Here is a 26,118-nt window from a genome sequence, read left to right as displayed (position 1 = left end):
CAGGCGCAGGCAACGGACGCATCGACATGATCTCCCCCTCGCCCCCAGGAAACAGACCCGACAACGAGCAGTGTCCACCGCACCCGAAGGTCATTTCAGGTGAACCATCACATCGACCAACAGAGTCCCACAGGGTGAGTCAGCTGCTCAGCGCCGTCGCGGCATGCGGCTGTCTCACTTGCCGACGAGGGCGTCGTGGATGGCCCACCCCATGTCGCCGGCGCACCAGCTGATGTTGCCGAGGACAGCGACGTCCAGACCCTGCTGTGGGTAGTGGTAGAGGCGGGCGCTGACCCCGTCCTCCTCGCCGGTGTGGCCCCAGCGGACGATGGTTCCTTCGTCGTCGAGGATGTGGGTGAGGCCGAAGCCGTACATCCACCGGTAGCCGCGGACCTTCTCCTCACGCTCGTCGACCTGCGGGGTCAGCGCGAGGCGCGTGGTCTCGTCGTTCAGTAGTCGCCCGTGGCGCAGCGCGTGGGCGAAGGCCGTCAGATCGGCGGCGGTACAGGTGGCTCCTCCATCGGCGGCAGCCCCGGGGGTGGTCGCGTAGTGATTGGTCCGGTACGGGGTGGGGCTGTCGGGGGTGGTGAGGTATCCCTCGGCGGTGTCCGGCCCCAAGTCGTCCAGGGCCGGGAATCCTGCCGTACTCATTCCGGCACAGGCGTAGACGTCGTCGGCGACGACCTCTTCGAAGGAGCGGCCGGTCACCGCTTCGATGAGCAGGCCGAGCAGGATGTAGCCGGCGCCGTTGTAGAGATGACGCTCCCCGGGAGGGAAGTGGGGCTGCTTGTTGGCGAACAGCGGCAGGTAGTCCTTGTTGCTCCGCAGCAGGTAGAGCGGGTGGGAGGAGGTCAGGACAGCCCATTCGGCCTCCCAGTCGTCGCTGCCCTCTTCGAACCAGTCGCCGATGCCCGCTGTCATCGTCAGGGCATGGCGGACCGTGACACGTGGATCGAGCTGGGGCATGTGGTCTCTCACGAAGTCCACCAGCGCTTTGTCCAGGCGGACCTGTTTCCGCTCGACGAGCTGCAGGACGGCCACCGCTGTGAACATCTTGGACACCGACGCCACGCGGAAGCGCGTGTCGCACGTGTTCGGTATGGACCATCGCCGTGACGCCATCCCGAACGCGCGGGTGAATACCGGCTCCCCGTGGCGCGTGACACGGACCGTGCCGGAGAACCCTTTCCCTCCTGCCACTCGGGAAACGGCCTCCTCCAGGCAAGCTGGATCGAAGCCGTCAGCCCTGGTCACGATCGTCACCGCAGATCCCCTCGCAGAAGAAAGTTCACCAGCCATCGGTGATGATCGTCAGCAGTCCGCCCGCGGGCAACCGCTTTACCCTGACCGCCTCGCCGCGGCGAGAGCGTCGCGCGTCGGCCGCCGGTCCGCTGACCGTGACCAGCATTCCGTCACCCTCGCGGATCGTATCTCGTCGGTCCCCTTGCCTTGCCCTGGATGTTGCCATTTCCCAGTCGCTCTCGGAGGGCGACCACCACCGTCTTCAGACAGCCGACCAGTCACTCGACCATGGCGTTGCGATCCTCGGCTTTCCGAAGGACGACTGGCGGTTGCCCCCTGGAGCGGCCGCAGATCGCAACAAGCACACCGAGGTCACGCCGAGCATGCTGCAGAGCGGTGGCGGTCGTCCTCCGGGGCGACCGGGGGGTCTCGAGTGGGAGCGGGGGCGCTCCCGAGAGCGGCCGGGGATCGCAACTGCAGCCACGTCAACCCCGGCGGCCGGGCGGTGGCCCGCTGCGGTGGAAGAGCGTTGCCGGAGCAGCTCGCTGAGGCTACTGCTGGGGGCGTCCACACATGTGCTGTTTCGTCGGGTCGGCGCGTGCGACAAGCGCTTAGTGCTCCAGTCGCAGATCGCTATCGTCGCCGGTCAGGAGCGTGTCTGCGAGTGTACTCGCCTGACATGCTGTCAGGCGCTGTGAGTTCGTGACTTCGGGTGCGGCGGTGGTAGTGGCAGCGGCGGGCGGTGGCCTGGTGCCGGCGTCGCCACCGGGACCAGCTCATCGCGTGTCCGGTGCGCTGAAGGTGTGCCGACGGGATACTTCCAGCTGCCAGGAGTCGCCGGATTTCTGCCACGGGGAGCGGGGCAAGGGAGCCGGAAGCGTTTCTTGAGGCCCCCTTTTCCGGCCCCGCGGCGGCGGCCATGGCGGCGAGGAAGGCGTGGGCGAGCATGGCCAGGGTGATGTGCCGGTACCAGCCCGGATACCGGCGGACCTCGCGCGTGGCCGCGGAACTGGACGCCCTCGCCTTGGGCATCGCTTATGAGAGCTGGAGCGACACGACCAGCGGCGCCAGCTTCGGTGGCGTCGCGCGACGCTGTGGGTGCCGACAAATCATCCGCGCAGTTCAGGCCGCTCGCTGGTACTCGTGGAGGGTTCCGCCGAGTCGGTCTCGTCTGCGGACGTCCAGGTGGGCAAGCTGGGCTTGTTGCGTGATGGGTGTGGGTAGCGGGCGGCAGGGAGCGGCTTGTTCCAGGGCTCCGTGCGGGCGGTGCTCGTTGTAGAAGGATTCATACTCGCGCAGGGCGTGGAGGAGGTGGCCCTGGTTCCAGATTAGGGTCCGGTCCAGGAGTTCGGTGCGGCAGGTCTGTATCCATCGCTCCATGAGCGAGTTCATCCGTGGTATCCGAATGCCGGTGGTGACGACATTGAGACCGGCGTCGGTCATCAGGGTGTCGAAGGCGGTTGTGAACTTCGAGTCGCGGTCGCGGATCAGGAACTTTGCCTTGCTGCCTGCGTCTTCGAGGTCCATGAGGAGGTTGCGTCCGAGCTGCACGATCCAGTCCGCGGTGGGGCGTGCGGTGGCGCCGAGGATCCGGATGCGCCTGGTGGTGTGCTCGATGACGGCGAAGACGTACAGGCGCGCCCCTGTCAGCGTTCGGACTTCGAAGAGATCGCAGGCGAGGAGGGCCTTGGCCTGGCTGCGGAGGAAGTCGGCCCAGGTGGTGCTCTGCCGTTCGGGGGCGGGAGGGATGCCGTGATCGCGGAGGATCTCCCAGACCGTGGAGGCGGCGACCTTGATCCCCAGCGCGGCGAGCTCGCCGTGGATCCGGCGATATCCCCACGAGGCATTTTCCCTGGCCAGGCGCAGGAAGAGGGCGCGGATCGATCGGATGGTGCGTGGGCGTCCACGCCGCTTGGACACGCAGGTTGCGGCATGGCGCCGCCTGAGCAGCTCGCGATGCCAGCGCATGACCGTCTCGGGGCGGACCAGCAGCAGAAGGTGCCGCAGTCTGTCTTTGGGCAGGTGGTGGAGCAGGCCGGCGAGGACAGCGCGATCGCTGTCGGTGAAGGCAGGCTTGCCGACCTTGTAGGTGCCGGATATTACGTCCACGCAGGTCACGCTGTCGGTAAGCTGGAAAAGGTCAACGCGATCGCTTCTCCCCTCCCTTGGACCAAGACCGGGTGTAGCTCGTCCGCACCGACCAGCGAGATGCTTGACTGTGCTGCTGCGACTCCTCTACCTCGCCCTGTCAACCACGTTCGCGTTCATACGGCTCGTGCCGATGAACGATCGCGAGAAAGACCTGGAGATCCTGGCGCTGCGCCACCAAGTCGCCGTACTGCAGCGAACGGTAGACCGTCCACAGCTGGCCTGGCCCGACCGGGCACTCCTCGCGGCCCTGCTACACCGTCTCCCCCGAGCACGGCTCCGCCGGCTCCGCCTGATCGTCTCTCCGGACACCCTCCTGCGCTGGCACCGCGACCTGCTCCGCCGCCGCCACGCGAAGGTCTCCCGTCCCAAACGCCGCGGCCGGCCCCGTACCGTCCGCTCCATCCGAGTCTTGGTTCTGCGCCTTGTACGGGAGAATCCGAGCTGGGGCTACCGGCGCGTGCACGGTGAACTCTCCGCGCTCGGTATCAAGGTTGCCGCGTCCACCGTGTGGAGCATCCTCAAAGAGCACGGGATTCCGCCCGCACCCGAGCGAGAACACACGACCTGGGCGGCCTTCTTACGCTCCTAGGCCAGCGCTGTCCTCGCCGCGGACTTCTTCGAAACCAAGACCCTGACCGGGGCGACGCTGTACGTCCTCGCCGTCATCGAACACGCCAGTCGACGCGTCCGCATCCTCGGCGCAACCGCCCACCCGACCGCGGCATGGGTGACCCAACTCGCCCGGAATATGGTCATGGACCTCCAAGACGCAAACGCCAGGGCGAAGTACCTGATCCGGGACCGGGACGTCCGCTACCCAGATGCCTTCGACGCAGTCCTGCAGGCCGAGGGCATCAGGGTCATCCAGACCGGCGTCCGGATGCCCCGCATGAACTCCATCACAGAGCGGTGGGTGCGGTCATGCCGGGCCGAGCTCCTCGACCGCACCCTCATATGGAACGAGACCCACCTACTCCACGCACTCCGCGAGTACGAGCAGTTCTACAACCATCACAGACCCCACCGCACCCTCGAAGGCGCCGCGCCCCTCCGCCCGCTACCCGCGCCGATCGTCCAACCGAAGAGGCTCGCCCACCTCGACGTCCGCCGACGCGACCGCCTCAACGGCATCCTCCACGAGTACCACCATGTCGCATGACCTGCACGGACGTAATTCTCGGCACCTACAGGGCCGGGCAACCGGCCAGCACGATCCGCCTGTCAGGACTCCGCCAGCACCTCGACATTAGGCGCCACGTTACCGATGCTTCGTCCCTCAGCATCCAGCAGTCGGCCCATCTGCTTGACGGTATGAAGGACGGTGGCCCGATCGACGATGGTCACATGGGAGGAGCGTTCAGTGATAGCCGCCTCCAGCCGCGGCAGGTCGCCGAGCGTCCGCAACCACACCATCAACAGCAGGTTCCGGCCCCCTGTCAAGCCGCAACATAGCCGGACGTCCTGTAGCGCGGTCAGCGAGCGCGCCGTGGACTCCAGATGCTGCGGCGGGACGCTCGCCCAGCACACCGCGGTCACCGGCCAGCCCGATATGGACTGCGCCACCTCACAGCGCAGCCGCAGCAGCCGACTCGCGAGCAGCCGTTTGACGCGGCGGCGCGCGGTGGGCTCGCTGATCCCGGCACGGTCGGCCAGCACGGTGAACGGCATGCGGCCGTCCTCGTGCAGCAGCCGGTACAGCTCCTGATCCGTGACATCCACCCGCGCCCCGCCCACTGCCGCGGGCAGCGCCTCGAGCGACTCGAGCACGTGCTGCTGCGACCGCTCCAGACTGCGCAGCCTCCACCGGCTCGCCTCGCTGTATCCCACGGTCCGCATCTCCACTCGGGACGACCGCACACCGGGCAGGCGGTCGATCGTGTGGCGCACGTAGGCGGACACCGCCGCAGGCGTCCGCAACGCGATCACGACCAGTAGACCGTAGGGGCCCGTGATGTGGTGGACATAGCGGACGGGACGCTCGGCGCTGAGCGCCGCCGCCACCGCCTCCAGCCGCCCCGGACCGCACTCGATCTCGATGTAAGCCATGCAGAAATCACTGTGCAGCGCCGGCCCGGCGACGCAGGTGACCCAGGCCAGTCCGCTGTCGCAAAGGCGCGCCCAGCGGCGCGCGACCGTCATGGGGTCCAAGTCCAGGGCCTGCCCCAGTTGAGCCCAGGACGCGCGCGGGGTGACCTGCAGCGCGTTGATCAGCGCCAGGTCTCTTTCGTCGACGATATCCTGCGCCATTCCCCGTCCCTATCACATGGTTGCGTGCGCGCCTACCCGCGTTCAATGTGCAGACGTGACGATTTCGAGCGTATGTGACGACTTCTCGCGGAGTTCCTCGACTCTGGTGCACGCCACGGGTGCTTCGGAGGAGGTCGCGATCGACATGTATGCGCACAACGACGAGAACAGCGGGGAGGGACGCGTCAGCGGCACGGGCGTGTCCGGGACGTACCGCCGGATCGATCCCGGCCGACGCGACGGGGTCGTCCGCGAGGCGGTCCGCACAGGTCTGATCGGCGCCGACGACCTGGTCACGGGCTTCTTCGACACTGACGGCGTCCGGGAGTCCGTGCGTGACCTGCGGGAGGCGTTCGGCGATGCCTCGGTCCTGCATACCTTCGCCGCCAAGGCTGCGTCCTTGGTCCCGGTGCTGCGGCTGCTCGCCCGGTCCGGCATGGGATGCGAGGTCGCCAGCCCTGGTGAGCTGGCGCAAGCCCTTGCTGCGGGTTTCTCGCCGGAGCGCATCGTCCTGGATTCACCGGCCAAGACACAAGCCGAGCTGACGCACGCCCTCTCCCTGGGCGTAGCGGTCAACGCCGACAACTTCGCCGAGCTGGACCGGATCGAGACGCTGCTCTCGGCAGGTAACAGCTCCTCGGTGTGCGGTTTGCGGATCAACCCGCAGGTCGGCACCGGGTCGATCGACGCCATGAGCACCGCGTCACTGAACTCCAAGTTCGGTGTTCCGCTGAAGGACACCGGCGCCCGGCAACGCATCCTCGGCGCGTTCGCCGCACACTCCTGGCTCACCCGAGTGCATGTGCACGTAGGTTCGCAGGGATGTTCCCTGGAACTGATCGCCGAAGGGGTGCGCGCCGCGTACGAACTCGCGGAAGAGATCAACACCGCTGCAGGCCGGCGGCAGGTCACCAGCCTGGACATCGGCGGCGGCCTGCCGGTCAACTTCGACGACGACGAGATCCGCCCTTCCTACGCGGACTATGTCGAGCAGCTGAGGACCAGTGTGCCGGGGCTCTTCGACGGACGGTATTCGCTGGTGACGGAGTTCGGGCGCTCGCTCGTGGCCAAGAACGGCTTCATCGCTGCGGTCGTGGAGTACACCAAGGACACCGGCGGCCGCCGGATCGCGTTGACCCACGCAGGAGCCCACATCGCGACCCGCACCGTCTTCATGCCTCAGGCGTGGCCGCTGCGGGTCGGGGTGTACGACGCCGAGGGGCGGCCCAAACGCGGGACGCCGCGTGTGCAAGACGTTGCGGGACCGTGTTGCTTCGCCGGTGATCTCGTGGTCCGCGGAGGCGAACTGCCCGAACTGGAACCGGGGGATGTAGTGGTGCTCCACGACACCGGCGGCTACTACTTCTCCACGCCATGGTCGTACAACAGCCTCGCCCGGCCCGCCGTGCACGGCTTCACCACGCAGGGACCGGCCGTACGGTTCGCCACGGTCCGCCCGGAGCAGTCCCTTGAGGAGATCCTTGCCGAGAGCGGCGTCGGCCAGGCGGACGCCCTTCTCTCCCTTGACCGGCCGGACGCCACGACACCGGCCTTCGGCCCCCCCGTCTCCTTGACCGGTCCGCTCAGCCCGCCAGATACCACGACCAACGACCGCGATGACCACGAGGTCTGGAGCGCGCCATGTCGATGACCGAGAAGCCCCCCGCTGTCGCGGCCGCGCCCCGGCACGGCCGCTCGCTGCGGACCGTCACGCAGTACGCCATCGCGGGGGCCGGTCTGATCGCCGCGCTCGTGCTCGGCTTCCTGGTGCACACCCCCACGATCTGGGGTCTGCTCCCGATCGTCCTTTATGCTGTGCTCTCGCTGTGCGGCATGAATCTCCTACTGGCCACCGTGATCTCCCTGCTGGCCGGGGTCGTCCTCGCGCAGCGTCCGCCCACCGATGTCGGCATCCTCCTTGGGAGCGCGCTCGGTGACACGGTGACCGTCATCGGTGTCATCTGCCTGCTGGGCTCCGGCCTGGGGGAGGTACTGCGGCAGACAGGAGCCGCGGACCTCCTGGTCCGCGGCGTCATGCGCGTGGTCCGGCGGGACAGCCAACTGGCGATCCAGCTCGGCGTGATGATGTCCTGCCTGCTCCTGGTCTTCGCGCTCGGCACGCTCGCCGGTGCGCTGGCGATCGCGGCGCCGATCCTCGTCCCCATTGCGGCACGTGCCGGCTTCACACGCTCAGCGACGGCCAGCATGATGTTCCTGGGCGGCTGTGCGGGGCTGGCGCTGGCCCCCTTCGCCGGGTCGAACATCGCGATCCTGGACGCCTCCGGAGTGGGGTACGGGACCTATGTCCTCGTTGCCGCGGGCCCCCTCGCCCTCCTGTCCCTGCTGCTCTCGATGGTCGTCGTGCCGCGCGTGCAGCGCCGCTCGGCACTCGGCGGCGACGACTTCTACGAAGACGAGCTGGCCGGAGCGGACGAGCAAGTCCCTGGGCCCCATACCGTGCGCGCCACTTGGGCATTCTCGGTAGTCCTCGTGGTCTCGGTCGCCTACGCCACGATGAGCAAGGGAGGCACCGCCTTTCCCCTGTTGGCCCTCCCAGTGATGGCCGTGGTCACCGCCGCAGCCGGCGGATTGTCCGTGAGGGGCACCATCGACGCGCTCTGCCGCGGCGCGGGACGCATGGTGGAGACCTTCCTGCTGTTCTGGATACTCGCCGCGTTCTTCCAGATGGTCAACGAACTCAAGCCGTACGACGTCCTCCTGGACTGGTTCGGCCCGCAGCTGCACGACCTGCCGGTGCTGTCGTTCGCCGTAGCGGTGGCGCTGCTCGGTTGGCTGGGCGTCCCGGGCGCTACCGCCGCACACGTGGTGCTGCTGAACAAGGTGTTCGGTCCCCTCGGCACCAGCATCGGACTCACTCCCGCCATGTGGGCCGTGACTTACCTGTGGGGTTCCAAAGCCGACACCTACGGCCCTTTCCCCAACCCCAACATGATGTCTGCCCTGGGCTTCGCCGAGGCCACCCGCCTCAGGACGCTGCTGTCGGTCGGCTGGCAGGTACTGATCCCCGCAGCGGTCATGTACGGCCTGATCCTGACGCTGCTGGTCTGAGACGCCCGCCCCGAATCCCGCATCACACTTCGCATGTAAGAGGAGAAAAGTTGTACGAGTTCGATGTGCTCGCCGTCGGGGGAACCGTCGTGGACGGCACCGGAGAGCCCGGGCGGCGCGCGGATGTCGGCCTCCGGGGCGACAGGATCGTGTTCGTCGGCGACGCCCCGCCCGGCGCCACCGCCCGCGAGACGATCGACTGTGCCGGCCAAGTGGTCGCACCGGGCTTCATTGACCTGCACTCGCATGCCGACTTCACGATACGTGATGCGCCCGCTGCCGAATCCTGCATCCGGCAGGGCGTGACCACCATCGTCACCGGCAATTGCGGCACGTCTCCCTTCCCGATCAACCCCGCGCGGCGCCACGAACACGACACGACGCTCGCCCGCGGAGGCAGCCTCAGCGCCGAGATGCTGTGGGAGGACTTCGACGGCTTCGCCCGCGAAGTGGAGGCGGCGGCCCCGTGCGTCAACCTCGCGGCGTTGGTCGGCCACGCAACCCTCCGCATCGCCGCCCTCGGTACGGAGCTGCGCCCCCCGGCAGCCGATGAGACGGCCACCATGGGCACGCTGCTCGCCGAAGCCGCCGAGCAGGGCGTCTTCGGCCTCTCCACCGGACTGATCTACGCCCCCGGATCGTTCGCCGGCACCGACGAGATCGTGACACTCGCCACCGAGGCACGACGGGCTGGACTGCTCTACAGCACCCACATGCGGGACGAGGGAGATCACCTCATCGAGGCCGTCACCGAGGCCATCGAGACCGCCCGCCGCAGCGGCGTTCGCCTGCAGATCTCACATCTCAAGGCCATGGGCCCGGCCAATCACGGCAAGGTGCGCGAAGCGCTCACCCTGATCGACTCCGCAGTCGCGGAAGGTCTGGACGTGGCGTGCGACGTCTACCCGTACGCGGCGTCCTCCACCCGGCTCACCTCCCGGCTGCCCGACTGGGCGCTGGACGGCGGTCTGGAAGCGCTGCTCACACGGCTGGAGGCCCGGGATACACGCGAGGCGATCGCCGCCGAGCTGCGCGCCAAGATCGGACGTACCTTCCTTCCCGAGGGCACCGTCCTCGCCGCCATGGCTCCGGGCCGCTACTCGGAGTGGGTGGGCTCCTCCATCCGAGAGATCGCCACCGCCGAGGGTAGTCACCCCGCTGAAGTGTCACTCGACGTGCTGCGCGACCACGGAGGGGAGGTGTGGATCGTCAACCACGCGATGTCCGAGGCCGACGTCGAGACCGTTCTGCGTCACCCGAACAGCGCTGTCGTCAGCGACGGGTGGGAACTGGACCTGACTGGCGGCGGACACCCGCACCCGCGCCATTTCGGAGCCTTCGCCCGCACCCTGGCGCACTACACCCGCGACCGCGGTGTCCTCACCCTGTCACAGGCCGTGCGCAAGATGAGCACGCTTCCTGCCGCACGCCTCGGCCTCACCGACCGCGGCACACTGGCCGAGGGCATGGTCGCCGACATCACGGCCTTCGACCCTGTCACGATCACCGACACCGCCACCTATGAGGCACCGCTCTCCTACGCCCACGGTGTACGCAATGTCCTCGTCAATGGCAGTCCAGTGCTCCGTGACGGCGTGTTCTTGGCGAACCGGCCGGGGAAGGTGCTCCGGAAGAAGCCCTCGGGGCCGACCGCGTACTGAGCACGGTGGCCGAGCCGCGCGTTCCGAAGGAGCGAGAATGGGTGAACATGAAGGCGGCTACCTGAGAGATCTGCTGGAGGCCGCGCGCGACCGGGCCTTCGTAGGCCGGATCGCGGAACTCGCTCTCTTCCGAACCGCGTTGTCCAGCGCCCCCGGATCCCGCTCCGTCCACTACCTGCACGGTCCAGGAGGAATCGGCAAGTCGACGTTTCTGCGCCGGTTCGCGTGTGAGGTCCACCGGGAAGGGCGTCCGGTGGCGGAGGTGGACGGCCGAACGCTCATCCCGACGCCTCAGGGATTCACCGCGGCCGCGGGGGACGTGATCGGGGAACCGGGCGTGGTGCTGCTGGTGGACACCTTCGAACGCTGCCAAGGCCTGGAGCACTGGCTACGTGAGGAGTTCGTGCCCGGCCTGCCTGCGGGCAGTGTCGTGGTGATTGCCGGGCGCAGACCGCCGGACTCCGACTGGACGTCCGACCCCGGGTGGGCGGACCCGCTCCACGTCACGTCATTGCGGAACCTGACTCCCAAAGATGCCGTGCGGCTGCTGCGTGCGCGTGGCCTGAGGCCGGAAGTTCACCAGTCACTGCTGTCCTTCACCGGTGGCAACCCCCTTGCCCTGACGCTCGCGGCAGCGGTGGCCCTCCAGGACGGAGCAGCAGCCGACTCCGGCTGAAAGCCGAGCCAGGACGTCATCGCCACCTTGCTGGCCCGGTTGCTCGGTGACATTCCCAGCACGGAGCACCGCAGGGCGCTCGAAATCTGCGCCCACTCCTATGTCACCTCGGAAACGCTCCTTCGCGCTCTCATGGGCAACAGAAAGGCTCCTCAGCTGTTCGCCTGGCTGCGCCAGCAGCCCTTCATCGAGTCAACGAACGCCGGACTCCTTCCGCACGACATGGTCCGGGAGACACTTGAGGCCGATCTGCGCTGGCGTGACCCCGAGGGCTTCGCCGACATGCACAGAACTGTTCACCAGTACCTCGTCGAGCGGGTCCGCACCGCGCCGGAGGCGCAGATGGTGCAAGCCACCAGCGCTCTGCTCTTGAAGGGTGTCAATATTCCGATCAGGCTGCTGAGCTGGGCTTTTCCTGTGGATGGTGAGGCAGCCGGGGTGACGTGGTGCGGTACTCGTTGAGTAGTCCGCCAAGTACCTGGTGGCGCCTGACCGCGGCGGCGGGCAGGGGGATGATGTTCGGGGCGTCGTCTGGGGCACGCAGGTCCAGGCTGCGGTGGGCCCGTCCCGAGTTGTAGTGCTCGGCGTACTGGGTGAGGACAGTACGCAGGTGCCGTTCGCCGGTGATGAGGAGTCGGTCGGTGCACTCGGTGCGGACTGTGCGTATCCATCGTTCGGCGAATGCGTTGGACCGTGGGCTTTGTGGCGGCGTCGGGATGACGGCTGTGCCGTTGCCGGCGAAGACGGCGTCGAAGGCGGCGGTGAAGGCGGCGGTGAACTTGCTGTCCCGGTCACGGATGAGGAACCGGAAGCATCCGGCCCTGCCGCCGAGATCCATGAGCAGATTGCGGGCGAGTTGGGTGACCCATGCGCCGGTAGGGCGTGCGGTGACGCCCAGGACGTGGACACGCCGGGTGTCGATCTCCATGACGAAGAAGACATAGAGGCGCTTGAGGAAGACGGTCTCCACGTGCATGAAGTCGCAGGCGAGCAGCGTGTGGGCCTGGAAGCGGAGGAACGAGCGCCAGGTCTGCTGGGAAGCTCGCTGCGGTGCGGGCGGTAAACCGGAGCAGCGCAGGACGCGCCGGATCGTGGCGGCGGCAACCTTATGCCCGAGCCGTCGGAGCACGCCTTGAATCCTGACGTACCCCCAGGTCGGATTCTCTCGCGCCAGGCGCTGGATGAGCGCGACCGTCTCTTCCGGCAACGGTGGCCGACCGGGTCCGACCGCCGTCTGGCGCCACTTCCAGCGCACCAGACGCCGGTGCCAGTTCAGCAGCGTGCCCGGGGTGACCAGCCGATGACAGCGCAAGACGGACGGCAGGTGCCGCGCGAGAGAGGAGAGCACGGCACGATCAGCCCATGAGAGCCGCGGCCACTCGATCTGCCGACGAAGTACAGCGACCTCATGACGAAGTACGAGGATCTCGGCGTTGTTCGCAGCGGTCGACCGGCCCCGCAAGAGGAAGCAGCCCAGTAGTCGACAGAAGATCAGGTAGAGCAGTCGCAGACCCACAAATACTGATCATGCCCGTACTCGGGCGATCACAAAGCCCAAGGTCAACCACCGTACGGCAATAAAGACACCCATCAGGGCCCGTGAACGGGCGAGCACCCGCGAACGGATCATCGAGGCCGCACTGCATGTCCTTGAGACCGACGGCGCCGCAGCGCTCACGATCCGGCGCATCGCGACCGACATCGAATACTCCGCGCCTGTCGTCTATCAGTACTTCGCCAACAAGGACGCGCTCGTACTGGAGCTGGTCGCCTACGGCCATCGCCTGATACTGGCCGAGTTCCAGCAGGCCGCCGAGGAGCCCGGTATCGATCGGCGCATGATGCGGATCGCGTCCGAGTACGTCCGGTTCGCCGGCGAGCATCCGCACCTCTACGGAGTCATGAACGGCACCACGGTCGACGCGGACGAACGCCGCCGCGTCGCGGAACCGGCCATCGGCGTCCTCAAAGAACTGCTCACCACCTGGTCCGACACCCACGACGTGGTCCTCGCCGACCCCGACGAGGCGTGCGAGATCATCTGGGGCACCCTGTACGGCATCGCATCGCTCGGCCACCTCGGCACCATCGGCAGCGAGCGCGCCCGACGGCTCGCCGAGCAGGCGCTCCGCGCGATCCTTCTCGGCTGGCGGGCCGAGGCGCCGGGGAACGGGTAGTACGGCGCCGGCTCGGTATCGCGGCCTGCGGCTGGACGCGCCAGCACGCCCTGCGCCGAGCGGCCCGAAGTCGTACGCGAGCTGCCGCGGCGAGCTGGGACGTCTGTCGCCCCTTCCCCTTGGTTGACCAGGGGGCCGACGTCATGCTGGACTTGTTTGCCCCGCGCAGCTCGTCCCTGACCAGGCAAGAGGCCATTGGGCCAAGCTGCCACTGGCCGCCCACGCCGCGATCCCGACCGGTGCCCTACTCATCCGCTGCGGCGAGATCACCCTCTTCCTCAAGGACGACCTCGTAGCCCTCGCACACTCCCGCTCCCCCGCAGACCTATAGGCCACCCCCGCCAATAATTCGGCGGCTGCCGACTCGATGGCCCGTGGGTCCGAGGAGCACGGGACCAGTCGCCCGTGTCGTGGGGGGATCACCACCGGCTTCGCCATCAGCGGTGGCCGTCGGCCCCGACGCCGACCCACTTATTGCATATAGCCTGCAATAGCCACGCCCTTGCACCAGGCTGATTGTGTGCGAGGTCGGCCCGATAGCCTTCATCATGATCCGCGCCTGTCGGTCCGGGGCATGTCCTTCCGATGGCTGATCGTCTTCTCAATCCGGCACCCGCCGGACAGGCCGACCCCGCGCACTGATCCGCCCTGATAAGCGATCCTGCGCCTGCCGGTGATGGATCGGGAGGACTGAGCAGTGCCCCGTCACTTGGGTTGCCAAGGCATGAGCCGGCCCCCGCGAGTGTGTCCCCGCGGGGGCCTGGCTGTCGGAATGTGCCTGGTTCAGGCGCTCGAACGTGACACCTACCGAGTGAGACGTGCCCGAAGGACTCGGCGATGGCATCGGCCAGCTCTGTGCTTGCCGATAACTTCATCCGTGCAGGTCATGCAGCATGCTGGTATTCGTGGAGGAGGCCGCCGAGACGATCACGTCGTCGTATGTTGAGGCGGGTAATCTTCTCCGGGTCGGCGATCGCTGGCGGCAACGGGTGCGGCGGGCGGGCGTTGGCGATGCCCTGGTGCGGCCGGTGTCCGTTGTAGAACTGCTCGAACTCTCGCAGGACGTGGAGCTAGGGCCGGTCTTCAAAGCCCCGGGTTCTGCTTCCGCCAAGCCGATGAGCCCGCTTCTACCTGCTGTCCCATGTCTTCTCGTAAGCGGCCAGTTGCTCCGCATTGCCGGTGAAGGCCGGGCCGCAGTGTGGTGGCAGGCGATCGATGACCATCGCTACCGCGGCCTGCGCGCTGTCCGTCTCGGCGATCCGAGGGCTGCTCCGACTCGGTCCTTCGACGTAGTACCGGCCGTCCCTCAGTGTGCCGATGTAGGGGATGTCCCAGGTGTGGCGGATCTCTGTGCACCTGCTGAAGTGCAGCTCCCACATACCGGTCCAGGGGTAGAGCTGACGTAGCAGCGGCTCGGCATATGCCACCCGGACCAGCTCGGCAAACGGTTCCAGAAGCGGTGATCCTTCCGGCCGGGAAGGTTCGCCAGCAGCGGTGAGGATGTCGCGCCAGGCGGTATCGACGATGTTGGTCATGCCGTGATTGTGCAGGTGCTACGGACCAGTCATCAAAGATCACTTACTGTTGGATCATGGTCGCGTGCATCGACATGAACTCACCGATCGGGAGTGGGATTTACTCGCTCCACTCATACCTGTGCCGTTCGGAAACCCATCGCTGCTGCTCGGAGCAGGTCTGGCGTTCCATCACGGTCTGCTGGAACCCTGTCCGGGTGATCGTCTCTTTGGTGTACCAGGTGGCTCGGAAGCTGCTCGCGTTGCCGGCGTTGTTGTTGCGCCGGGATGCGGCCAAGGACGCGGAACTGCTTGTGCTGCGACACGAGAACGCGGGGCTGCGCAGGCAGCTCACGAGGCCTGTGCGGTACGAGCCGGCGGATCGGCTGTGGTTCGCGGCGCTGTCGTCGATCCCCCGGTGCCGGTGGGCGAACATGTTCCCGGTGACGCCCGCGACGCTGCTCGCATGGCAGCGCAGGCTGATCGCTCGGAAGTGAGACCACAGCAAGCGTCCGGGCCAGGCCCGGGAACCGTCGACCGCGGGTGTGGTAAAGACGCTGGTACTGCGGCTGGCCAAGGAGAATCCGCGGTGGGGCTACCGACGGATCCAGGGCGAACTCATCCGGCCCGGACGCCCGGTCGGCTCGATAACGGTCTGGGAGATCCTCACAGCGGCGGGCATCGAAGAAGAACACCAGCACGACCACCGGCAAGCGGAAGGGGACAGAGTCGGCCAGGAACCGCCCCAAGCGGGCACGGAAAGCGGGTGCACCCACGCTCCGGGACCTCATCCGCGACGACCTCGCCCAGCACGGTGAACCACGCTCGGCAACCGAGGTCACCGCCGCCCTCACTCAGGCTCTTCCAGACCGGGAGATCAAAGCCACTGTCGTGCGCAGCACTCTGGAGTCACTCGTCGCCAAGGGCGAAGCTCACCGCACCAAGCAGAAGCGGTCCGTCTTCTACTCGACTGCCGCCCCAAACACGGCCGCCGGTACAGCGGAGCCCAGCGAAGGAACCCCTTCCTGAGAGGGATTGCACAGAACATCCGGCGTTGCGCCACGCCGTCCGAGAACCCGCGAGCATCACTACTGATCTCGGCTCGTTAGGGTGATGTTTGCGGAACGTCCTGATGTGGGTGTTGTGTTGTTGGTAGTCCGTGGTGCGTGAGATATGCGGATGGGGGCGGGCTGACGCCTGCAGCACGGCGGCGCCGGGAAGCGGTGCGGATACAGGCGGCGGAGCTGTTCGCTCAGCAGGTCAAACCGCCCGAGGTGGCCCGGCAGCTGCGTGTGAGTGTGAAGTCGGCTTACCAGTGGCAGCAGTTGTGGCGGCAAGGTGGTGCCGACGCGCTGCTTTCGCGAGGGCCGAGCGGGGCGGGTGTCGCCTGTCGTCGCGCTGTCTGGAGAAGCTCGCCGGGTATCTCGAGCAGGGGCCGGCCGCGCACGGCTGGACGGAAGACCAGGTGTGGACGGCTGCACGGGTGGCCACGCTGATCGGCAGGAAGTTCCACGTCTCCTACAGCGTCTCGGGCGCAACGAGGCTGATGCGCCGGCTCGGTTTCACTCCGCAGATGCCCGCACGCAGGGTGGCCGAGCGCGACGAGCAGGCCGTGACCGGCTGGAAGGAGGCGACCTGGATGGAGGTAAAAGGGCCCGGGCGGCCTGCCGGGGCTACATCTGCTTTTGAGGACGAGGCGGGCTTCACCCGCAGGCCGCCCAAAGGACGCACCTGGGGCCGGCGAGGCCACACCCCGGTCGTCACCGTCAGTGGACGACGCTCGGGGCGCCTGTCGGTGGCCGGGCTGATCGCCTGGCGCCCGGGCTCCCGCACCCGGCTGTGCCACCGCCTGCTCACTCACCCCGCGGGCAAGGGCACGCGACGCAGCATGAGCGAGCGCGACTACATCGCCCTTCTGGACGGCGTCCACCAGCTGGTGAAGGCACCCATCGTGCTGGTGTGGGACCGGCTCAACACCCACGTCTCCAAGACGATGCAGGAGCTGGTTGCCGAACGTGAGTGGCTGACGGTGTTCCTGCTTCCTGCGTACTCGCCCGATCTGAACCCGGTCGAGGGCGTGTGGGCACATGTCAAACGCAGCCTGGCCAACCTCGCCGTCGTCGCCCTCGACCGCCTGGAGAAGCTCGTGCGCAACCGGCTCAAGAACCTGCAGTACCGACCCGACACCCTCAATGGGTTCATAGCCGGGACCGGCCTGCCCCTAGACACCCCCACATCACCCTAACGAGCCGAGATCAGTAGCGATGGTGATCCGGTGCCTCTCCGCGGTCCGGTCGATGCGGGCCAGCATCTCCGCCACCGCCCCGATGGGCACACAGACGTCCTCCGTGAGTACCGGCCCCAGCCGCTCGAGCGCGGGGAAGGCCAGCCGGCGGGCCGCGAAGAGCATCTCGGCCTCTTCCTCTGTCTCCGACCGGTCCGCCCAAGTAGAGCCAGCCCCGCGGAAGCAGTCGACCATCCGGCGGGCGCCCTCCTCGGCGGCGCGGCCATCATCGTCGAAACGGGCCAGGAGGACCACGTCCGCCTCGGCGGAGAGCCCCATGTTCTTCCAGGCATCGACCGCGCGCAGACAGTGCCGGTCGACGAGTTCCAGCGCGGCCGGCCGCAGCCCGGCGGCAGCCGTCGCACGCACCGCGTCACCGGCCTGCCCGACGCTGTCGAAGTAGCCGACGGCGGTCACGCCGACCGGAGGCAGGCGTCGCAGCCGGACCGTGATCTCGGTGACGACACCAAGAGTGCCCTCGGCACCCACCATGAGGCCCATAAGGTCGTAGCCGGCGACCCCCTTCGACGTACGGCGCCCGAGCCGGACCACCTCGCCCGTGCCGGTCACGACCTCCAAACCGAGGACATAGTCGCAAGTGACGCCGTACTTGACGCAGCACACTCCGCCAGCGTTCGTCGCGACATTTCCTCCAATAGTCGACCAGGGCGAACTGGCGGGGTCAGGCGGGTACCACAGGCCGAGCGCCGCTACATGGGCGCGCAGGTCGTCGTTGACCACACCGGGCTGCACGACGGCGAGGCGCTCCAGCTGGTCGACCTCCAGCACCCGATCCATGCCGTCCAGCGCGAGGATCACGCCGCCTTCGACGGCATTGGCGCCCCCCGACAATCCAGTACCGGCGCCGCGTGCAACCAACGGGACTCCTTGCTCCAGGCACGCACGAACCACGGTCCGGACCTCGTCGGTGCACTTGGCGCGCACGACGGCCACCGCTCGGCCAACAGGCGCCCACACCGCCTGGTCGTGGGAGAGACCGGCGACGATGTCCGGATCAGTCACCACCCGGCCAGCGGGCAGCCGTCGCCTGAGTACTTCGGCGATACCCACGGCAGGGGGCGTCGTGCTGACGAAGTCCCGCTCGGCCACCCGCACACCTCCAGAGAAGTTGACTCAAATATGAATGCACCATTGATGGCACCACGCCGCCGGGCAGCCGGTTCATGGACGATATGCACGAAAGACCGATGGAAGTCTTGGGGCGCCTCTTGCTCCGTTCCGTTCCTCCCCCTGGGTGGCGCGCTTCCCGGCGCGACCGGCTCGGGCTCGAAACGCGTACCGGTCGGGTGCGGCGAGTGGTGCCAGGCACTCGGGGCGGCGGCACTGGCCAGGAGCGCCGCCGCCCAGCGCGGCGGTCAGGCAGAGCCGCGGCGTCCAGGCTTACTGGGCACGGCAGGTCCTGAGGTAGCTGAGGAACGATGCCTGCAGCCCAGTCACGTGCGTTTCGTGCATGAGTGCGCTGGTGACGGATCCGCTGCGTGAGGTGAGGCGGTGAAGGAACGTGGCCGTGTTCTTCGTGAGATTCTGGTAGACCGCCAGGTCTCCGAGGATCTCTCGGTCGTTGAAGGTCACGTGAAGCTTGGTAGCAGGCAGGGTGTCACCCATTGCTTGAAGACGAGCGAAGACCTGACTGTCTGCATTGACAATGCCGGGGCTGCCCGCGCCGATGCTCTCGAAGAAGGTGCTATTGGTGAGCCAGGCGTAGAGACTGAAGAGTCCGCCGTAGGAATAGCCGAAGAGGCCGTGACCGCTCGGGGCTGTGCCGTAGTCGCGTTCGATCCGCGGGTGTAGGTCGTCGGTAAGGAAGTTCAGGAACATATCCCCGCGGCTGTCGCTCAATTCAGCGAGGTAGGCGTCGGCTTGCTCGCGAGTCATCGTGCCCGCTTCGACCCCCATCTCCACCGCATCGATGTACTCCTTCGCGATGGGTTCGCCGGGGGGCACGAGGTCTCGGTTGCGCAACCGCTCCCAGTGCTCTGCTTCCTCGCCTGCGTAACCCACGCTGACTTGCACGTAGGGCTGAATCGACTGCATGGGGTCCAGTTGCGTGACGATGAGTGGGGCGGTCATGCCCACGGCCCAGTTACCGTCGAGCACGTACACGACAGGCGCTTGCGCCGCGGCAGGGTCGTAGCGCGGTGGCGTGGTGACCCAGACGCCGTAGTCGTGCCCACCGCTGGAGCGCATCTCGAAGTAGTCGGTGTGGGCGAGGCAGCCCTGCCACATGGTGCTCATCTGAGGTCCTTCACGATTTGGCCAGCCTGGATTACGAGGACGGCGTTGGTGGGGTCGGAGAACAGTTCTGGGTCTTCGAGCGGGTTGCCGTTCCAAAGAACGAGGTCTGCCTGTGCGCCGGGAGTGATGACACCCACCTGGCCGGACAGGCCGAGGATCTCGGCGTTGGTCTTGGTCGCCGCCACGAGCGCTTCCATCGGCGTCTCGAGGGCTGCGCGCAGGCTGAGTTCTTTGCCGCGACGGTCCTGGGCCGGACCGATGAGGTCGGAACCCAGCCCGATCCGTACTCCTGCGTGCTTGGCGACAGCGAGCGCCTTCGTCATCTGCTCGCGTACGCCCTTGACTCGGTCGCGGGTCGACTCGGCGAGACCGGCTCCGGCGGTTTCGTGCAGCAGTTGCTCGACGACAGCGAACGTGGGCACGAGGGCAACCTGGCGAGCGGCCATCAGGGTCGCTGTGGATTCGTCGAGGCTAGTGCCGTGCTCGACACAGCGCACCCCGGCCTCGACCGCATTTCGTATGCCCTCGTTGTTGTGGGCGTGGACTGTCACGTAGGTGTTCCGTGCCGCAGCTTCTTGAACTGCAACAGCGATCTCTTCGACGGTGAACTGGGTGTCGGTCAGTCGATCATGTGCGCCCACCACTCCGCCGGTCACGCAGAGCTTCAGGAAGGAGGCTCCGCGACGGAAGGCTTCGCGGACGTTGTGTCGCAGCTCGTCCGCGTTGCCCGCCATCATGGAGAGGGCGCACAGGCCCGGATGTGGTGGCTGCTCCACAGCTCGGTGGGTTCCCATTCGGCTCCGTAGTAGCCGTGCCCGCCGATCTGGCACTGAACAGGTCCGCACGACAGGACGCGCGGCCCTCTGACCTTGCCCTTCGCGATCGCGGTGACGACACCGCCGTCGATCCCGCCGGTGTCGCGAACGGTGGTGAAGCCGGCGTCGAGCGTCGCGCTGGCCGTGGCGAAGATGTCCGCCGCGATCTCGGCGGCGCTTATCTGAAACGAGAAGTGCGGCTGGATCGGGCTCGACAGGCCCAGGTGGACGTGAGCGTCGATCAGGCCGGGCGTCATCGTCAATCCCTCGGCATCGAGACGCTCGCCGTGCGCGCTGGAGGCACCGAGTTGAGTGATGCGGCCGTTCTCGATAGTGATGTCGAGGTTGCTGGGATCGCGCCCCGATCCGTCGATGACCGCCGCCCCGACTACATGAGCAGGTCCCATAGTCGATCCTCCGCCGTTGCGAGCTGACTGCGACCATGTGCGAAGCAACACGGAACCGCCAATCATTCTTTTCCAATGGATAAACTGTGGGAGTGATCCTGTCAACCTCGGAACGCAAGGGCAGCGCGCGCGAGCGACTCCTGGCACGGCTTCTCGACGCCTTCGGCGAGGCCCTTCCCCCGCCGGAGATGTCGCTCCGTGAGATCGCCGCCCGGATCGAGACCAGCCACGCCCTGTTGCGATACCATTTCGGGTCACTCCCGGGCGTCTTGGCCGCCATGCTCAAGGCGCAGCGATCCCGTGACAACGAGGCACTTTTGGAGGCCGCCCAGCAGGGCACCTTCGACGATTTCGTTGTGGCGATCTGGCGTACTTACACCCGGCCAGAGCAGCTGTCGCGTGTCCGCGGCTTCTTCTACGTCGTCGGGCTGGCCGCGTACGGCCCCGAGGACTTCCGTGAGTTCGTAGAGTCGATCGGCGACCTGACCGTGATGCTGTCCTCACTCGCGGAACGCGAAGGGCTCGACGCGAAGGAAGCGCGGGATGTGGCCACCGTCACCGTTGCCGCGATTCGCGGCCTCCTCTTGCAGGAAGTCCTGACTCCCGGAACCCGCTCGGAGGACGCGGTCACCTTGATCCTGCGCATGAGAGAGGGCCGATCCGTTCCACGATCACGTCCGGAGCGCTGAGCAGGCCCCCGGCCCTTGCTGCCGCCTCACCTGGTCCTCGGACCCTGTCTGCGGACGCGCTGACAAGCAGCCTCGACCATTGGTTGCTTCACCTTTCCACGTGCTGACCGAATGTTCGGTTTGCGCGAAGGGAGGGCTGCTCGTCATAGCTGCAGGGGGCAGTATGTGCGACGAGGACCGTGCTTCGCGACTGCTCGGAATTGACATGCTGGACGTGGGTAAGGCCAGCGCACGGCTGCACATGACCATGACGGCGAGCATGATCAACAGCCCTGGGATGGCGCACGGTGGCTACATCTTCCTGCTGGCAGAGTCGGTCTTCGCTCACGCCTGCAACAGCCACGGCCCCGTAGCTGTCGCGTCCGGAGCCGACCTCACCTTTGTGGCCCCGCCTATGACGGGGATGTCCTCACGGCGACCGCCGAGGAGCGCGCGACTTGGCTCTCGAACCATCCGAGGTCGCCGCGGGATACGACCTCACCAGCCAGCCCGTTCCCGCCTCTGCCAGGCTCATGGTGGGTTCTGACAGCTGAGCATCGGCGCACACGCGCGCGACAACTGTTGGGTACGACGACAGAAAGTGGCGACAACAGTCGCCGGAACATGGACTCTGACCTGCGTAATGTGCGGACAACGGGCGGAGCGGCGACCCTCCGCGCCGCCAGAGGAACCGTCTGGTCCGGCAACGAGAAGGTGGGTTGGAACATGGCTGAGAGCACAGACGTTGTCGTCGTCGGGGCCGGGGTAATCGGATCCTCTATCGCTCTCGAACTGGTGCGGAGCGGTCTGCGGGTCGTCGTGGTCGACAAGTTCGGCGGCGCAGGCAACGGCTCCACCAGCGCCTCGAGCGCCGTGGTCCGCTTCACCTATCCCACGATCGCGGGCGTCAATGCTGCTTGGGAGTCCCGTCACTGCTGGGAAGCATGGCGCGACCATCTCCAAGCACCCGCCCGTGAACCCCTCGCAGCGTTCAACCGCTGCGGCGTCACCATGCTGGACGTGGACTTCGCACCCTGCGGCATGTTCACGCGACACTTCGACAAGGTCGGTGTCCCGTACGAAAAATGGGGTGCACGAGAGCTGTCCAAGCGGTCGCCCGCCGTGGACACCGGCCGGTGCTTCCCGCCCCGCCCCGTGGATGACGACGAGTTCTTCGCCGACGCGTCCGCTCGGCTCGGTGCTCTCCACACACCCGACGGGGGCTTTATCGACGACCCGCAACTCGCCGCGCACAACCTTGCTACGGCGGCCCAGCGGCACGGAGCCGCCTTCCGGTGGAAGACCCCCGTCACCGCGGTGATGCGGCGCGGGGGACGCGTGCGCGGGGTGCGCCTCAAGGATGGAACCGAACTGTCCGCCGGGGTGGTCGTCAACGCGGCCGGCCCATGGTCGGGACAGCTGAACCGGCTCGCCGAAGTGGGCGGCGACTTCACCGTCGGTCTGCGGCCGCTGCGCCAGGAGGTGCACCACGTAGCGGCGCCCGCCGGCTACCACGACGCCGGCGGCGACGGGCACGCACCGGTGCTGGTCGATATGGACCTCGGCACGTATATACGGCCCGAGGGCAGGGAGTTCCTGCTCGTCGGCGGCACGGAACCCGAGTGCGACCCGCTGGAATGGCTCGACGATCCGGACGACGGGAGTCCCATTCCGACCGTGTCGCAGTTCAGGACGCAGGTGACGCGGGCGGCTCGCCGACTGCCCGGCCTGCGCGTTCCCAACAAGCCTCGTGGTGTGGCAGGCGTATACGACGTGACCGACGACTGGACCCCCGTATACGACCGAACCGAACTTGCCGGCTTCTACGTGGCCATAGGCACCAGCGGCAATCAGTTCAAGAACGCCCCTCTGGTAGGCCGCCTCATGACCACCCTGATCCACGGTGTCGAAGGCGGGCACGACCACGACCGGAGTGCGCTCACGCACACCTGCGAACACACCGGCCAAACCATCGACCTCGGTGCGTTCTCACGTCGACGTCGGCCGGCCCCATCCACGGGCACAGTCCTCGGCTGACGCTGGCCGCTGAGCCGAGTTCCCCGTCGAAGAGGATGGCCTCGTACCCGGCGGTCGACCACCTGTGCAAACCTGGCGAGCCGGAGCTGGGCAACCCCACGCACTGTGCGAAGCGCACATCAGCGTCACGAGCGACGTCTTCGACGAGCTAGCGGATCCTGCTCGCCGTTGCCGCCCCGAAAGCGTCAACAGCGGTTCTCTTCTCTGCTGGAGTCAACGACCGGTGTGGTGGGGGTGTCACCTGTCTCCCGGTCGTGGTCGGGCCGCCGGGGGCCGGTCAGGCGCGCTCGCGGCCATCCGGCAGCGCATCAGCCGCCTGACGGGCGAGAAAGCACACCCTGCTGAAGGAGCCCACCTGCATGGAGCACTACATCGTCTCGGCCGACCTGGTGCCGGGTAACCGATCAACGTTGCTACGCATCATGGCGACTTTGCACAGCCGCAACGCCGACCTCCACGAGGTGAGCTTCCGGCGCAGGCCCGCAGGCACGTCCGTCTTCAGCGCCGTAGTATGCGCAGATCCCGAGCGCCTTGACCATCTCGTTGCGGCACTGGGCAGGCTCGTGCACGTCACGGGGGTGACGGCACGGCGAACGCCGCAGGTTCTGCGGCAACCGTAGCAACGTTGCCTAGTGCCGCATCAGGCAACGTTCGCCCTGTTCACGACCTCGCGGAGGCGTTCGTCGGCGGCGTGCTTGTTTCACCAGATGATGTAGCGACGGATCATGCTGCCCTGCTCAAGTTGTCGAGCACGATCGCGATGCGGATCTCGGGCGGGTAGAGGCTGCGCAGGTAACGGCAGAACTCCAGGAACCTGGTCCGCTTCTTCTTCGGCTTGACGCGGCCCCGTAGAGCTTGCCCTTGGCCAGGTCGTAGGCGGCGAACAGGTGCCGGACCCCGTGCGGGCGGGTGTAGGTCGCCCGCCGGCGGGGCCTCGGTTCCCGGGCGGGGTCCTTGTGGCGGCCGCCGCGTTCGGTCCACTGCCGCCCGGGGTGGGGCTGGAGGTTGAGCGGCCCGAACTCGTCTATGCAGAAGACGACTTCGGGCTCGCCTTCCTCGGGTATGACCTCACCGTCGGCGATCGCGTAGAGATGTTCGACCTGGGCCTTCTTGGCCGCGTAGTCGTGTGAGGTCTTCCAGGTCTTTATGCATTGAAATCAGACGCCTTCCTCGCGGAGCGGGGCCCGAAGGCCCTCGTGGCTGATGTCGTCGAACGCCCCCTCGGCTACCAGGAAACCGGCCAGCTTGGCTGGGCTCCAGGTCGAGCACGGCAGGCCGTGCTCGGCTGGCTTGGACTTGGCGATCTTCTTGATCTCCCGGCCGGTCCGGGCGAACAGGGTCTGGTCCATGGAAGATTCAACGGAGGCGAGACGGGTCCGGCGGACACGGTGGGAAAGACATTCCGCTCGGCCCGGACCAGGTCGCGGTGAGCATCCGCCAACGCCGCGCGGGTGCGTCGAGGAGATCGCCGTCGCGCCCGCCGGCCGGGAGAGGGTGACGCTCGCCGCGGGCGTGGAGGTGCTGCCGCTGATCATCCAGGGCTGGCAGATATATTTCGTAGCTCGATATATGCTCGATGCATGACCAGACAGAATCCGCCCTTGACGGAATCGCAGTACTTCATCCTTGCTGCACTCATGGATGGTCCGTTGCACGGTTACGGCATCATCAAGGCTGCCGAGCAGGCCACCGACGGGCGGCTCCGGATCGCTGTCGGCACTCTCTACGGCGCGCTGGAGCGGATGGAGCGGGCCGGGCTGGTGGCCGCCGGCCATGAGGAGATCGTGGACGGGCGGGCGCGGCGCTACTACCGGCTCACCGAGGACGGCGTCGAGGCGCTCGGCCGGGAGGCGCTGCGGATGCAGCAGGCGGCGGCCGTCGTCATCGGACACTCGCGGGATGCCGGAGCGGCCCCGGCATGAATCGTCTGCTGCTTGCGGCCTATCCCGAGCCCTACCGTTCCCGGCAGGGAGAGGAGGTGCTGGCCTGCCTGTCCGAGGCGTATCCCGGCCGCTCCTGGCCCCCGCCGCGGGAAGTTGCCGCCCTGGTGCGCGCCGGGGTGCAGGCCCGCGCCCGTGCCGTCGTCGACGACACGGCCCGGCCGTGGTGGCTGGACGGCATCCATCTGGCCGCCCTGGCCCTCGCCGCGCTGGCGCTGGTTCCGTACTTGCAGGATGTGTGGCACTGGGCACTGCACATCGACCCCGGACAGCACGCCATCGCCTTCCACTTCTCCGGCTGGTACCCGTGGGCCGAAGGTCCCACGCGGATACGGCTGCTGCCCTACGGGCTGCTCCCGCTGGGCTGCCTGATCGCCCTGCTGCGCGGCAGACCGTGGATCGCGCTGCCGGCCGCGGCAGCCATGATCTGGGCCGGCGCCACGTCCCACGGCCGCACCCTCTTCGGCGACGAGGGCAAGGCGGGCCTGGGCTACTACGGTCTTGGCGCCCCGATAACGGCCCGTGACCTGGTGCTGTCGGGGGCACTGTGCGCCGCGTGCGCCGTGCTGGCGCTCTGCCGTCCCAGCCGTCTGCGACGCCGCTCGTACCGCTGGCTGGCCCCCGTCGTGCTCGCCATGTTCGTGGCCGGGGGCCTGCACATCATCTCCGTCAGTCCGGCTTTCCAGCGCGGTTTGTTCGTCCTCGAAGTCGCCGCGCTGATCGCCGCGTGGGTGGCGACGGCCGCCACCGGCGACCACCGGTGGCTGATCCCCGTCGCGGCGTTCGCGATCGTCCGCACGCAGGCGATCGTCGTCCGGCCGGACGCGTTCATGCAGTCCTTTCCGGACCTGGTCGTCCTCATCCTGCTGATCGCACCTCTCCCCGCCGTGGCGATCGCCGCCCAGCGCCGACAGGGGCAGGCACTCGCCGAATAGGAGCGGACCCCCGGTGGGCCGGCCGAGCCCGGCGGCCCA

General features: G+C 67.4%; 23 protein-coding genes and 4 pseudogenes. 17 read left to right on the top strand and 10 right to left on the bottom strand.

Annotated elements, in window-relative coordinates; all coding sequences use genetic code 11:
• Window positions 1-174: 174 nt before the first annotated feature.
• Entirely contained in the window at window positions 175-1,299 is a 1,125-nt protein-coding gene (locus J5X86_RS46560; protein ID WP_279595785.1) for a serine hydrolase, read from the bottom strand.
• 1,065 nt (window positions 1,300-2,364) lie between these two features.
• Window positions 2,365-3,351, bottom strand: coding sequence for an integrase core domain-containing protein (locus tag J5X86_RS46550; protein ID WP_308124947.1), 987 nt, complete (start codon window positions 3,349-3,351; stop codon window positions 2,365-2,367).
• A gap of 109 nt (window positions 3,352-3,460) precedes the next feature.
• Between J5X86_RS46550 and J5X86_RS46545 the strand changes: the two are divergent.
• Window positions 3,461-4,552: pseudogene (locus J5X86_RS46545) on the top strand (integrase core domain-containing protein).
• Window positions 4,553-4,614: 62 nt separating this feature from the next.
• Here the strand turns inward: J5X86_RS46545 and J5X86_RS46540 are convergent.
• Window positions 4,615-5,640, bottom strand: a complete 1,026-nt coding sequence (locus tag J5X86_RS46540) for an Lrp/AsnC family transcriptional regulator (RefSeq protein WP_208522661.1) — start codon at window positions 5,638-5,640, stop codon at window positions 4,615-4,617.
• A 145-nt stretch (window positions 5,641-5,785) separates the two neighbouring features.
• On the opposite strand from J5X86_RS46540, the gene J5X86_RS46535 reads away from it, so the two are divergent.
• From J5X86_RS46535 to J5X86_RS46515, 5 genes are read left to right on the top strand one after another with little or no spacing between them, the layout of a single operon-like run.
• Window positions 5,786-7,291 (top strand): diaminopimelate decarboxylase, encoded by a 1,506-nt coding sequence (locus tag J5X86_RS46535; protein ID WP_208522672.1) that lies wholly within the window; start codon window positions 5,786-5,788, stop codon window positions 7,289-7,291.
• The gene (locus J5X86_RS46530) at window positions 7,288-8,709 is read left to right on the top strand and encodes a Na+/H+ antiporter NhaC family protein (protein ID WP_243983183.1); all 1,422 of its coding nucleotides are present in this window, start codon (window positions 7,288-7,290) and stop codon (window positions 8,707-8,709) included. Before J5X86_RS46535 ends, J5X86_RS46530 begins: the two co-directional genes overlap by 4 nt.
• Window positions 8,710-8,759: 50 nt before the next feature.
• Window positions 8,760-10,370 carry an amidohydrolase family protein gene (locus tag J5X86_RS46525; RefSeq protein ID WP_208522659.1) on the top strand — a complete coding sequence of 537 codons (1,611 nt, stop codon included), beginning with the start codon at window positions 8,760-8,762 and terminating at the stop codon, window positions 10,368-10,370.
• A 37-nt stretch (window positions 10,371-10,407) separates the two neighbouring features.
• Window positions 10,408-11,046: an ATP-binding protein gene (locus J5X86_RS46520; protein ID WP_208522658.1), complete on the top strand. Its 639-nt coding sequence runs from the start codon at window positions 10,408-10,410 to the stop codon at window positions 11,044-11,046.
• Between the two features lie 27 nt (window positions 11,047-11,073).
• A complete protein-coding gene (locus J5X86_RS46515) occupies window positions 11,074-11,508 on the top strand; it encodes a hypothetical protein (RefSeq protein ID WP_208522657.1) in 435 nt (144 codons plus the stop codon).
• Here J5X86_RS46515 and J5X86_RS46510 read toward each other — a convergent pair.
• Window positions 11,438-12,562 (bottom strand): integrase core domain-containing protein, encoded by a 1,125-nt coding sequence (locus J5X86_RS46510; RefSeq protein ID WP_208522656.1) that lies wholly within the window; start codon window positions 12,560-12,562, stop codon window positions 11,438-11,440. The genes J5X86_RS46515 and J5X86_RS46510 overlap by 71 nt on opposite strands.
• 28 nt (window positions 12,563-12,590) lie before the next feature.
• Between J5X86_RS46510 and J5X86_RS52720 the strand changes: the two are divergent.
• Window positions 12,591-12,800: pseudogene (locus J5X86_RS52720) on the top strand (TetR/AcrR family transcriptional regulator); the annotation flags it as partial.
• Window positions 12,801-12,884: 84 nt separating this feature from the next.
• Window positions 12,885-13,223 (top strand): TetR-like C-terminal domain-containing protein, encoded by a 339-nt coding sequence (locus tag J5X86_RS51560; RefSeq protein WP_243983182.1) that lies wholly within the window; start codon window positions 12,885-12,887, stop codon window positions 13,221-13,223.
• Window positions 13,224-14,350: 1,127 nt separating this feature from the next.
• Here J5X86_RS51560 and J5X86_RS46500 read toward each other — a convergent pair.
• Entirely contained in the window at window positions 14,351-14,758 is a 408-nt protein-coding gene (locus J5X86_RS46500; RefSeq protein WP_243983181.1) for a DUF6193 family natural product biosynthesis protein, read from the bottom strand.
• A 197-nt stretch (window positions 14,759-14,955) separates the two neighbouring features.
• Between J5X86_RS46500 and J5X86_RS53130 the strand changes: the two are divergent.
• The 3 genes and pseudogenes from J5X86_RS53130 to J5X86_RS46490 form a co-directional block, all read left to right on the top strand.
• Window positions 14,956-15,423, top strand: a pseudogene (locus J5X86_RS53130) (integrase); the annotation flags it as partial.
• 480 nt (window positions 15,424-15,903) lie between these two features.
• Window positions 15,904-16,233, top strand: a complete 330-nt coding sequence (locus J5X86_RS51545; RefSeq protein ID WP_308124944.1) for a helix-turn-helix domain-containing protein — start codon at window positions 15,904-15,906, stop codon at window positions 16,231-16,233.
• Complete coding sequence (locus tag J5X86_RS46490) at window positions 16,203-16,982, top strand: IS630 family transposase (RefSeq protein ID WP_308124943.1); 780 nt, start codon at window positions 16,203-16,205, stop codon at window positions 16,980-16,982. Before J5X86_RS51545 ends, J5X86_RS46490 begins: the two co-directional genes overlap by 31 nt.
• On the opposite strand, the gene J5X86_RS46485 is transcribed toward J5X86_RS46490, so the two are convergent.
• From J5X86_RS46485 to J5X86_RS52280, 4 genes are all read right to left on the bottom strand, one after another.
• Window positions 16,974-18,131, bottom strand: a complete 1,158-nt coding sequence (locus tag J5X86_RS46485; RefSeq protein WP_374229479.1) for an FAD-binding oxidoreductase — start codon at window positions 18,129-18,131, stop codon at window positions 16,974-16,976. The genes J5X86_RS46490 and J5X86_RS46485 overlap by 9 nt on opposite strands.
• A 291-nt stretch (window positions 18,132-18,422) precedes the next feature.
• The gene (locus J5X86_RS46480; RefSeq protein WP_208522655.1) at window positions 18,423-19,277 is read right to left on the bottom strand and encodes an alpha/beta hydrolase; all 855 of its coding nucleotides are present in this window, start codon (window positions 19,275-19,277) and stop codon (window positions 18,423-18,425) included.
• The gene (locus J5X86_RS46475) at window positions 19,274-20,053 is read right to left on the bottom strand and encodes an amidohydrolase family protein (protein ID WP_308124942.1); all 780 of its coding nucleotides are present in this window, start codon (window positions 20,051-20,053) and stop codon (window positions 19,274-19,276) included. The genes J5X86_RS46480 and J5X86_RS46475 overlap by 4 nt, the downstream gene beginning before the upstream one ends.
• Window positions 20,011-20,499, bottom strand: a complete 489-nt coding sequence (locus tag J5X86_RS52280; RefSeq protein ID WP_279595784.1) for an amidohydrolase family protein — start codon at window positions 20,497-20,499, stop codon at window positions 20,011-20,013. Before J5X86_RS52280 ends, J5X86_RS46475 begins: the two co-directional genes overlap by 43 nt.
• Window positions 20,500-20,585: 86 nt before the next feature.
• Here J5X86_RS52280 and J5X86_RS46470 point away from each other — a divergent pair, with 86 nt between their 5' ends.
• The 4 genes from J5X86_RS46470 (at window position 20,586) to J5X86_RS46455 (ending at window position 23,824) form a co-directional block, all read left to right on the top strand.
• Complete coding sequence (locus tag J5X86_RS46470; RefSeq protein ID WP_208522654.1) at window positions 20,586-21,188, top strand: TetR/AcrR family transcriptional regulator; 603 nt, start codon at window positions 20,586-20,588, stop codon at window positions 21,186-21,188.
• A gap of 163 nt (window positions 21,189-21,351) precedes the next feature.
• Window positions 21,352-21,714 carry a hotdog fold thioesterase gene (locus J5X86_RS46465; protein ID WP_208522667.1) on the top strand — a complete coding sequence of 121 codons (363 nt, stop codon included), beginning with the start codon at window positions 21,352-21,354 and terminating at the stop codon, window positions 21,712-21,714.
• Window positions 21,715-21,893: 179 nt separating this feature from the next.
• A complete protein-coding gene (locus J5X86_RS46460) occupies window positions 21,894-23,204 on the top strand; it encodes an FAD-binding oxidoreductase (protein WP_208522653.1) in 1,311 nt (436 codons plus the stop codon).
• A 359-nt stretch (window positions 23,205-23,563) separates the two neighbouring features.
• Window positions 23,564-23,824 (top strand): hypothetical protein, encoded by a 261-nt coding sequence (locus tag J5X86_RS46455; RefSeq protein ID WP_208522652.1) that lies wholly within the window; start codon window positions 23,564-23,566, stop codon window positions 23,822-23,824.
• A gap of 80 nt (window positions 23,825-23,904) precedes the next feature.
• On the opposite strand, the pseudogene J5X86_RS52710 reads toward J5X86_RS46455, so the two are convergent.
• Window positions 23,905-24,523 (bottom strand): annotated as a pseudogene (locus J5X86_RS52710) (IS630 family transposase); the annotation flags it as partial.
• A gap of 261 nt (window positions 24,524-24,784) precedes the next feature.
• On the opposite strand from J5X86_RS52710, the gene J5X86_RS46440 reads away from it, so the two are divergent.
• Together J5X86_RS46440 and J5X86_RS46435 are read left to right on the top strand one after the other, a co-directional pair.
• The gene (locus J5X86_RS46440) at window positions 24,785-25,126 is read left to right on the top strand and encodes a PadR family transcriptional regulator (protein WP_208522651.1); all 342 of its coding nucleotides are present in this window, start codon (window positions 24,785-24,787) and stop codon (window positions 25,124-25,126) included.
• A complete protein-coding gene (locus tag J5X86_RS46435) occupies window positions 25,123-26,079 on the top strand; it encodes a hypothetical protein (protein WP_208522650.1) in 957 nt (318 codons plus the stop codon). The genes J5X86_RS46440 and J5X86_RS46435 overlap by 4 nt, the downstream gene beginning before the upstream one ends.
• The last annotated feature ends 39 nt before the right edge of the window (window positions 26,080-26,118 follow it).

The sequence above is a fragment of the Streptomyces sp. NEAU-YJ-81 genome, from assembly GCF_017592595.1.
GTDB classification, from domain to species: domain Bacteria; phylum Actinomycetota; class Actinomycetes; order Streptomycetales; family Streptomycetaceae; genus Streptomyces; species Streptomyces hygroscopicus_B.
This window is presented reverse-complemented; position numbering and strand designations above follow the sequence as displayed.

What these genes read in the sequence shown, in the direction of transcription:
- J5X86_RS52280 (WP_279595784.1), bottom strand. Translation starts at nt 20,499, where the DNA reads ATGGGACCTGCTCATGTAGTCGGGGCGGCGGTCATCGACGGATCGGGG.
- J5X86_RS46455 (WP_208522652.1), top strand. Translation starts at nt 23,564, where the DNA reads ATGGAGCACTACATCGTCTCGGCCGACCTGGTGCCGGGTAACCGATCA.
- J5X86_RS46560 (WP_279595785.1), bottom strand. Translation starts at nt 1,299, where the DNA reads ATGGCTGGTGAACTTTCTTCTGCGAGGGGATCTGCGGTGACGATCGTG.
- J5X86_RS46465 (WP_208522667.1), top strand. Translation starts at nt 21,352, where the DNA reads ATGTGCGACGAGGACCGTGCTTCGCGACTGCTCGGAATTGACATGCTG.
- J5X86_RS51560 (WP_243983182.1), top strand. Translation starts at nt 12,885, where the DNA reads ATGATGCGGATCGCGTCCGAGTACGTCCGGTTCGCCGGCGAGCATCCG.
- J5X86_RS46530 (WP_243983183.1), top strand. Translation starts at nt 7,288, where the DNA reads ATGACCGAGAAGCCCCCCGCTGTCGCGGCCGCGCCCCGGCACGGCCGC.
- J5X86_RS46480 (WP_208522655.1), bottom strand. Translation starts at nt 19,277, where the DNA reads ATGAGCACCATGTGGCAGGGCTGCCTCGCCCACACCGACTACTTCGAG.
- J5X86_RS46440 (WP_208522651.1), top strand. Translation starts at nt 24,785, where the DNA reads ATGACCAGACAGAATCCGCCCTTGACGGAATCGCAGTACTTCATCCTT.
- J5X86_RS46535 (WP_208522672.1), top strand. Translation starts at nt 5,786, where the DNA reads ATGTATGCGCACAACGACGAGAACAGCGGGGAGGGACGCGTCAGCGGC.
- J5X86_RS46520 (WP_208522658.1), top strand. Translation starts at nt 10,408, where the DNA reads ATGGGTGAACATGAAGGCGGCTACCTGAGAGATCTGCTGGAGGCCGCG.
- J5X86_RS46540 (WP_208522661.1), bottom strand. Translation starts at nt 5,640, where the DNA reads ATGGCGCAGGATATCGTCGACGAAAGAGACCTGGCGCTGATCAACGCG.
- J5X86_RS46460 (WP_208522653.1), top strand. Translation starts at nt 21,894, where the DNA reads ATGGCTGAGAGCACAGACGTTGTCGTCGTCGGGGCCGGGGTAATCGGA.
- J5X86_RS46435 (WP_208522650.1), top strand. Translation starts at nt 25,123, where the DNA reads ATGAATCGTCTGCTGCTTGCGGCCTATCCCGAGCCCTACCGTTCCCGG.
- J5X86_RS46500 (WP_243983181.1), bottom strand. Translation starts at nt 14,758, where the DNA reads ATGACCAACATCGTCGATACCGCCTGGCGCGACATCCTCACCGCTGCT.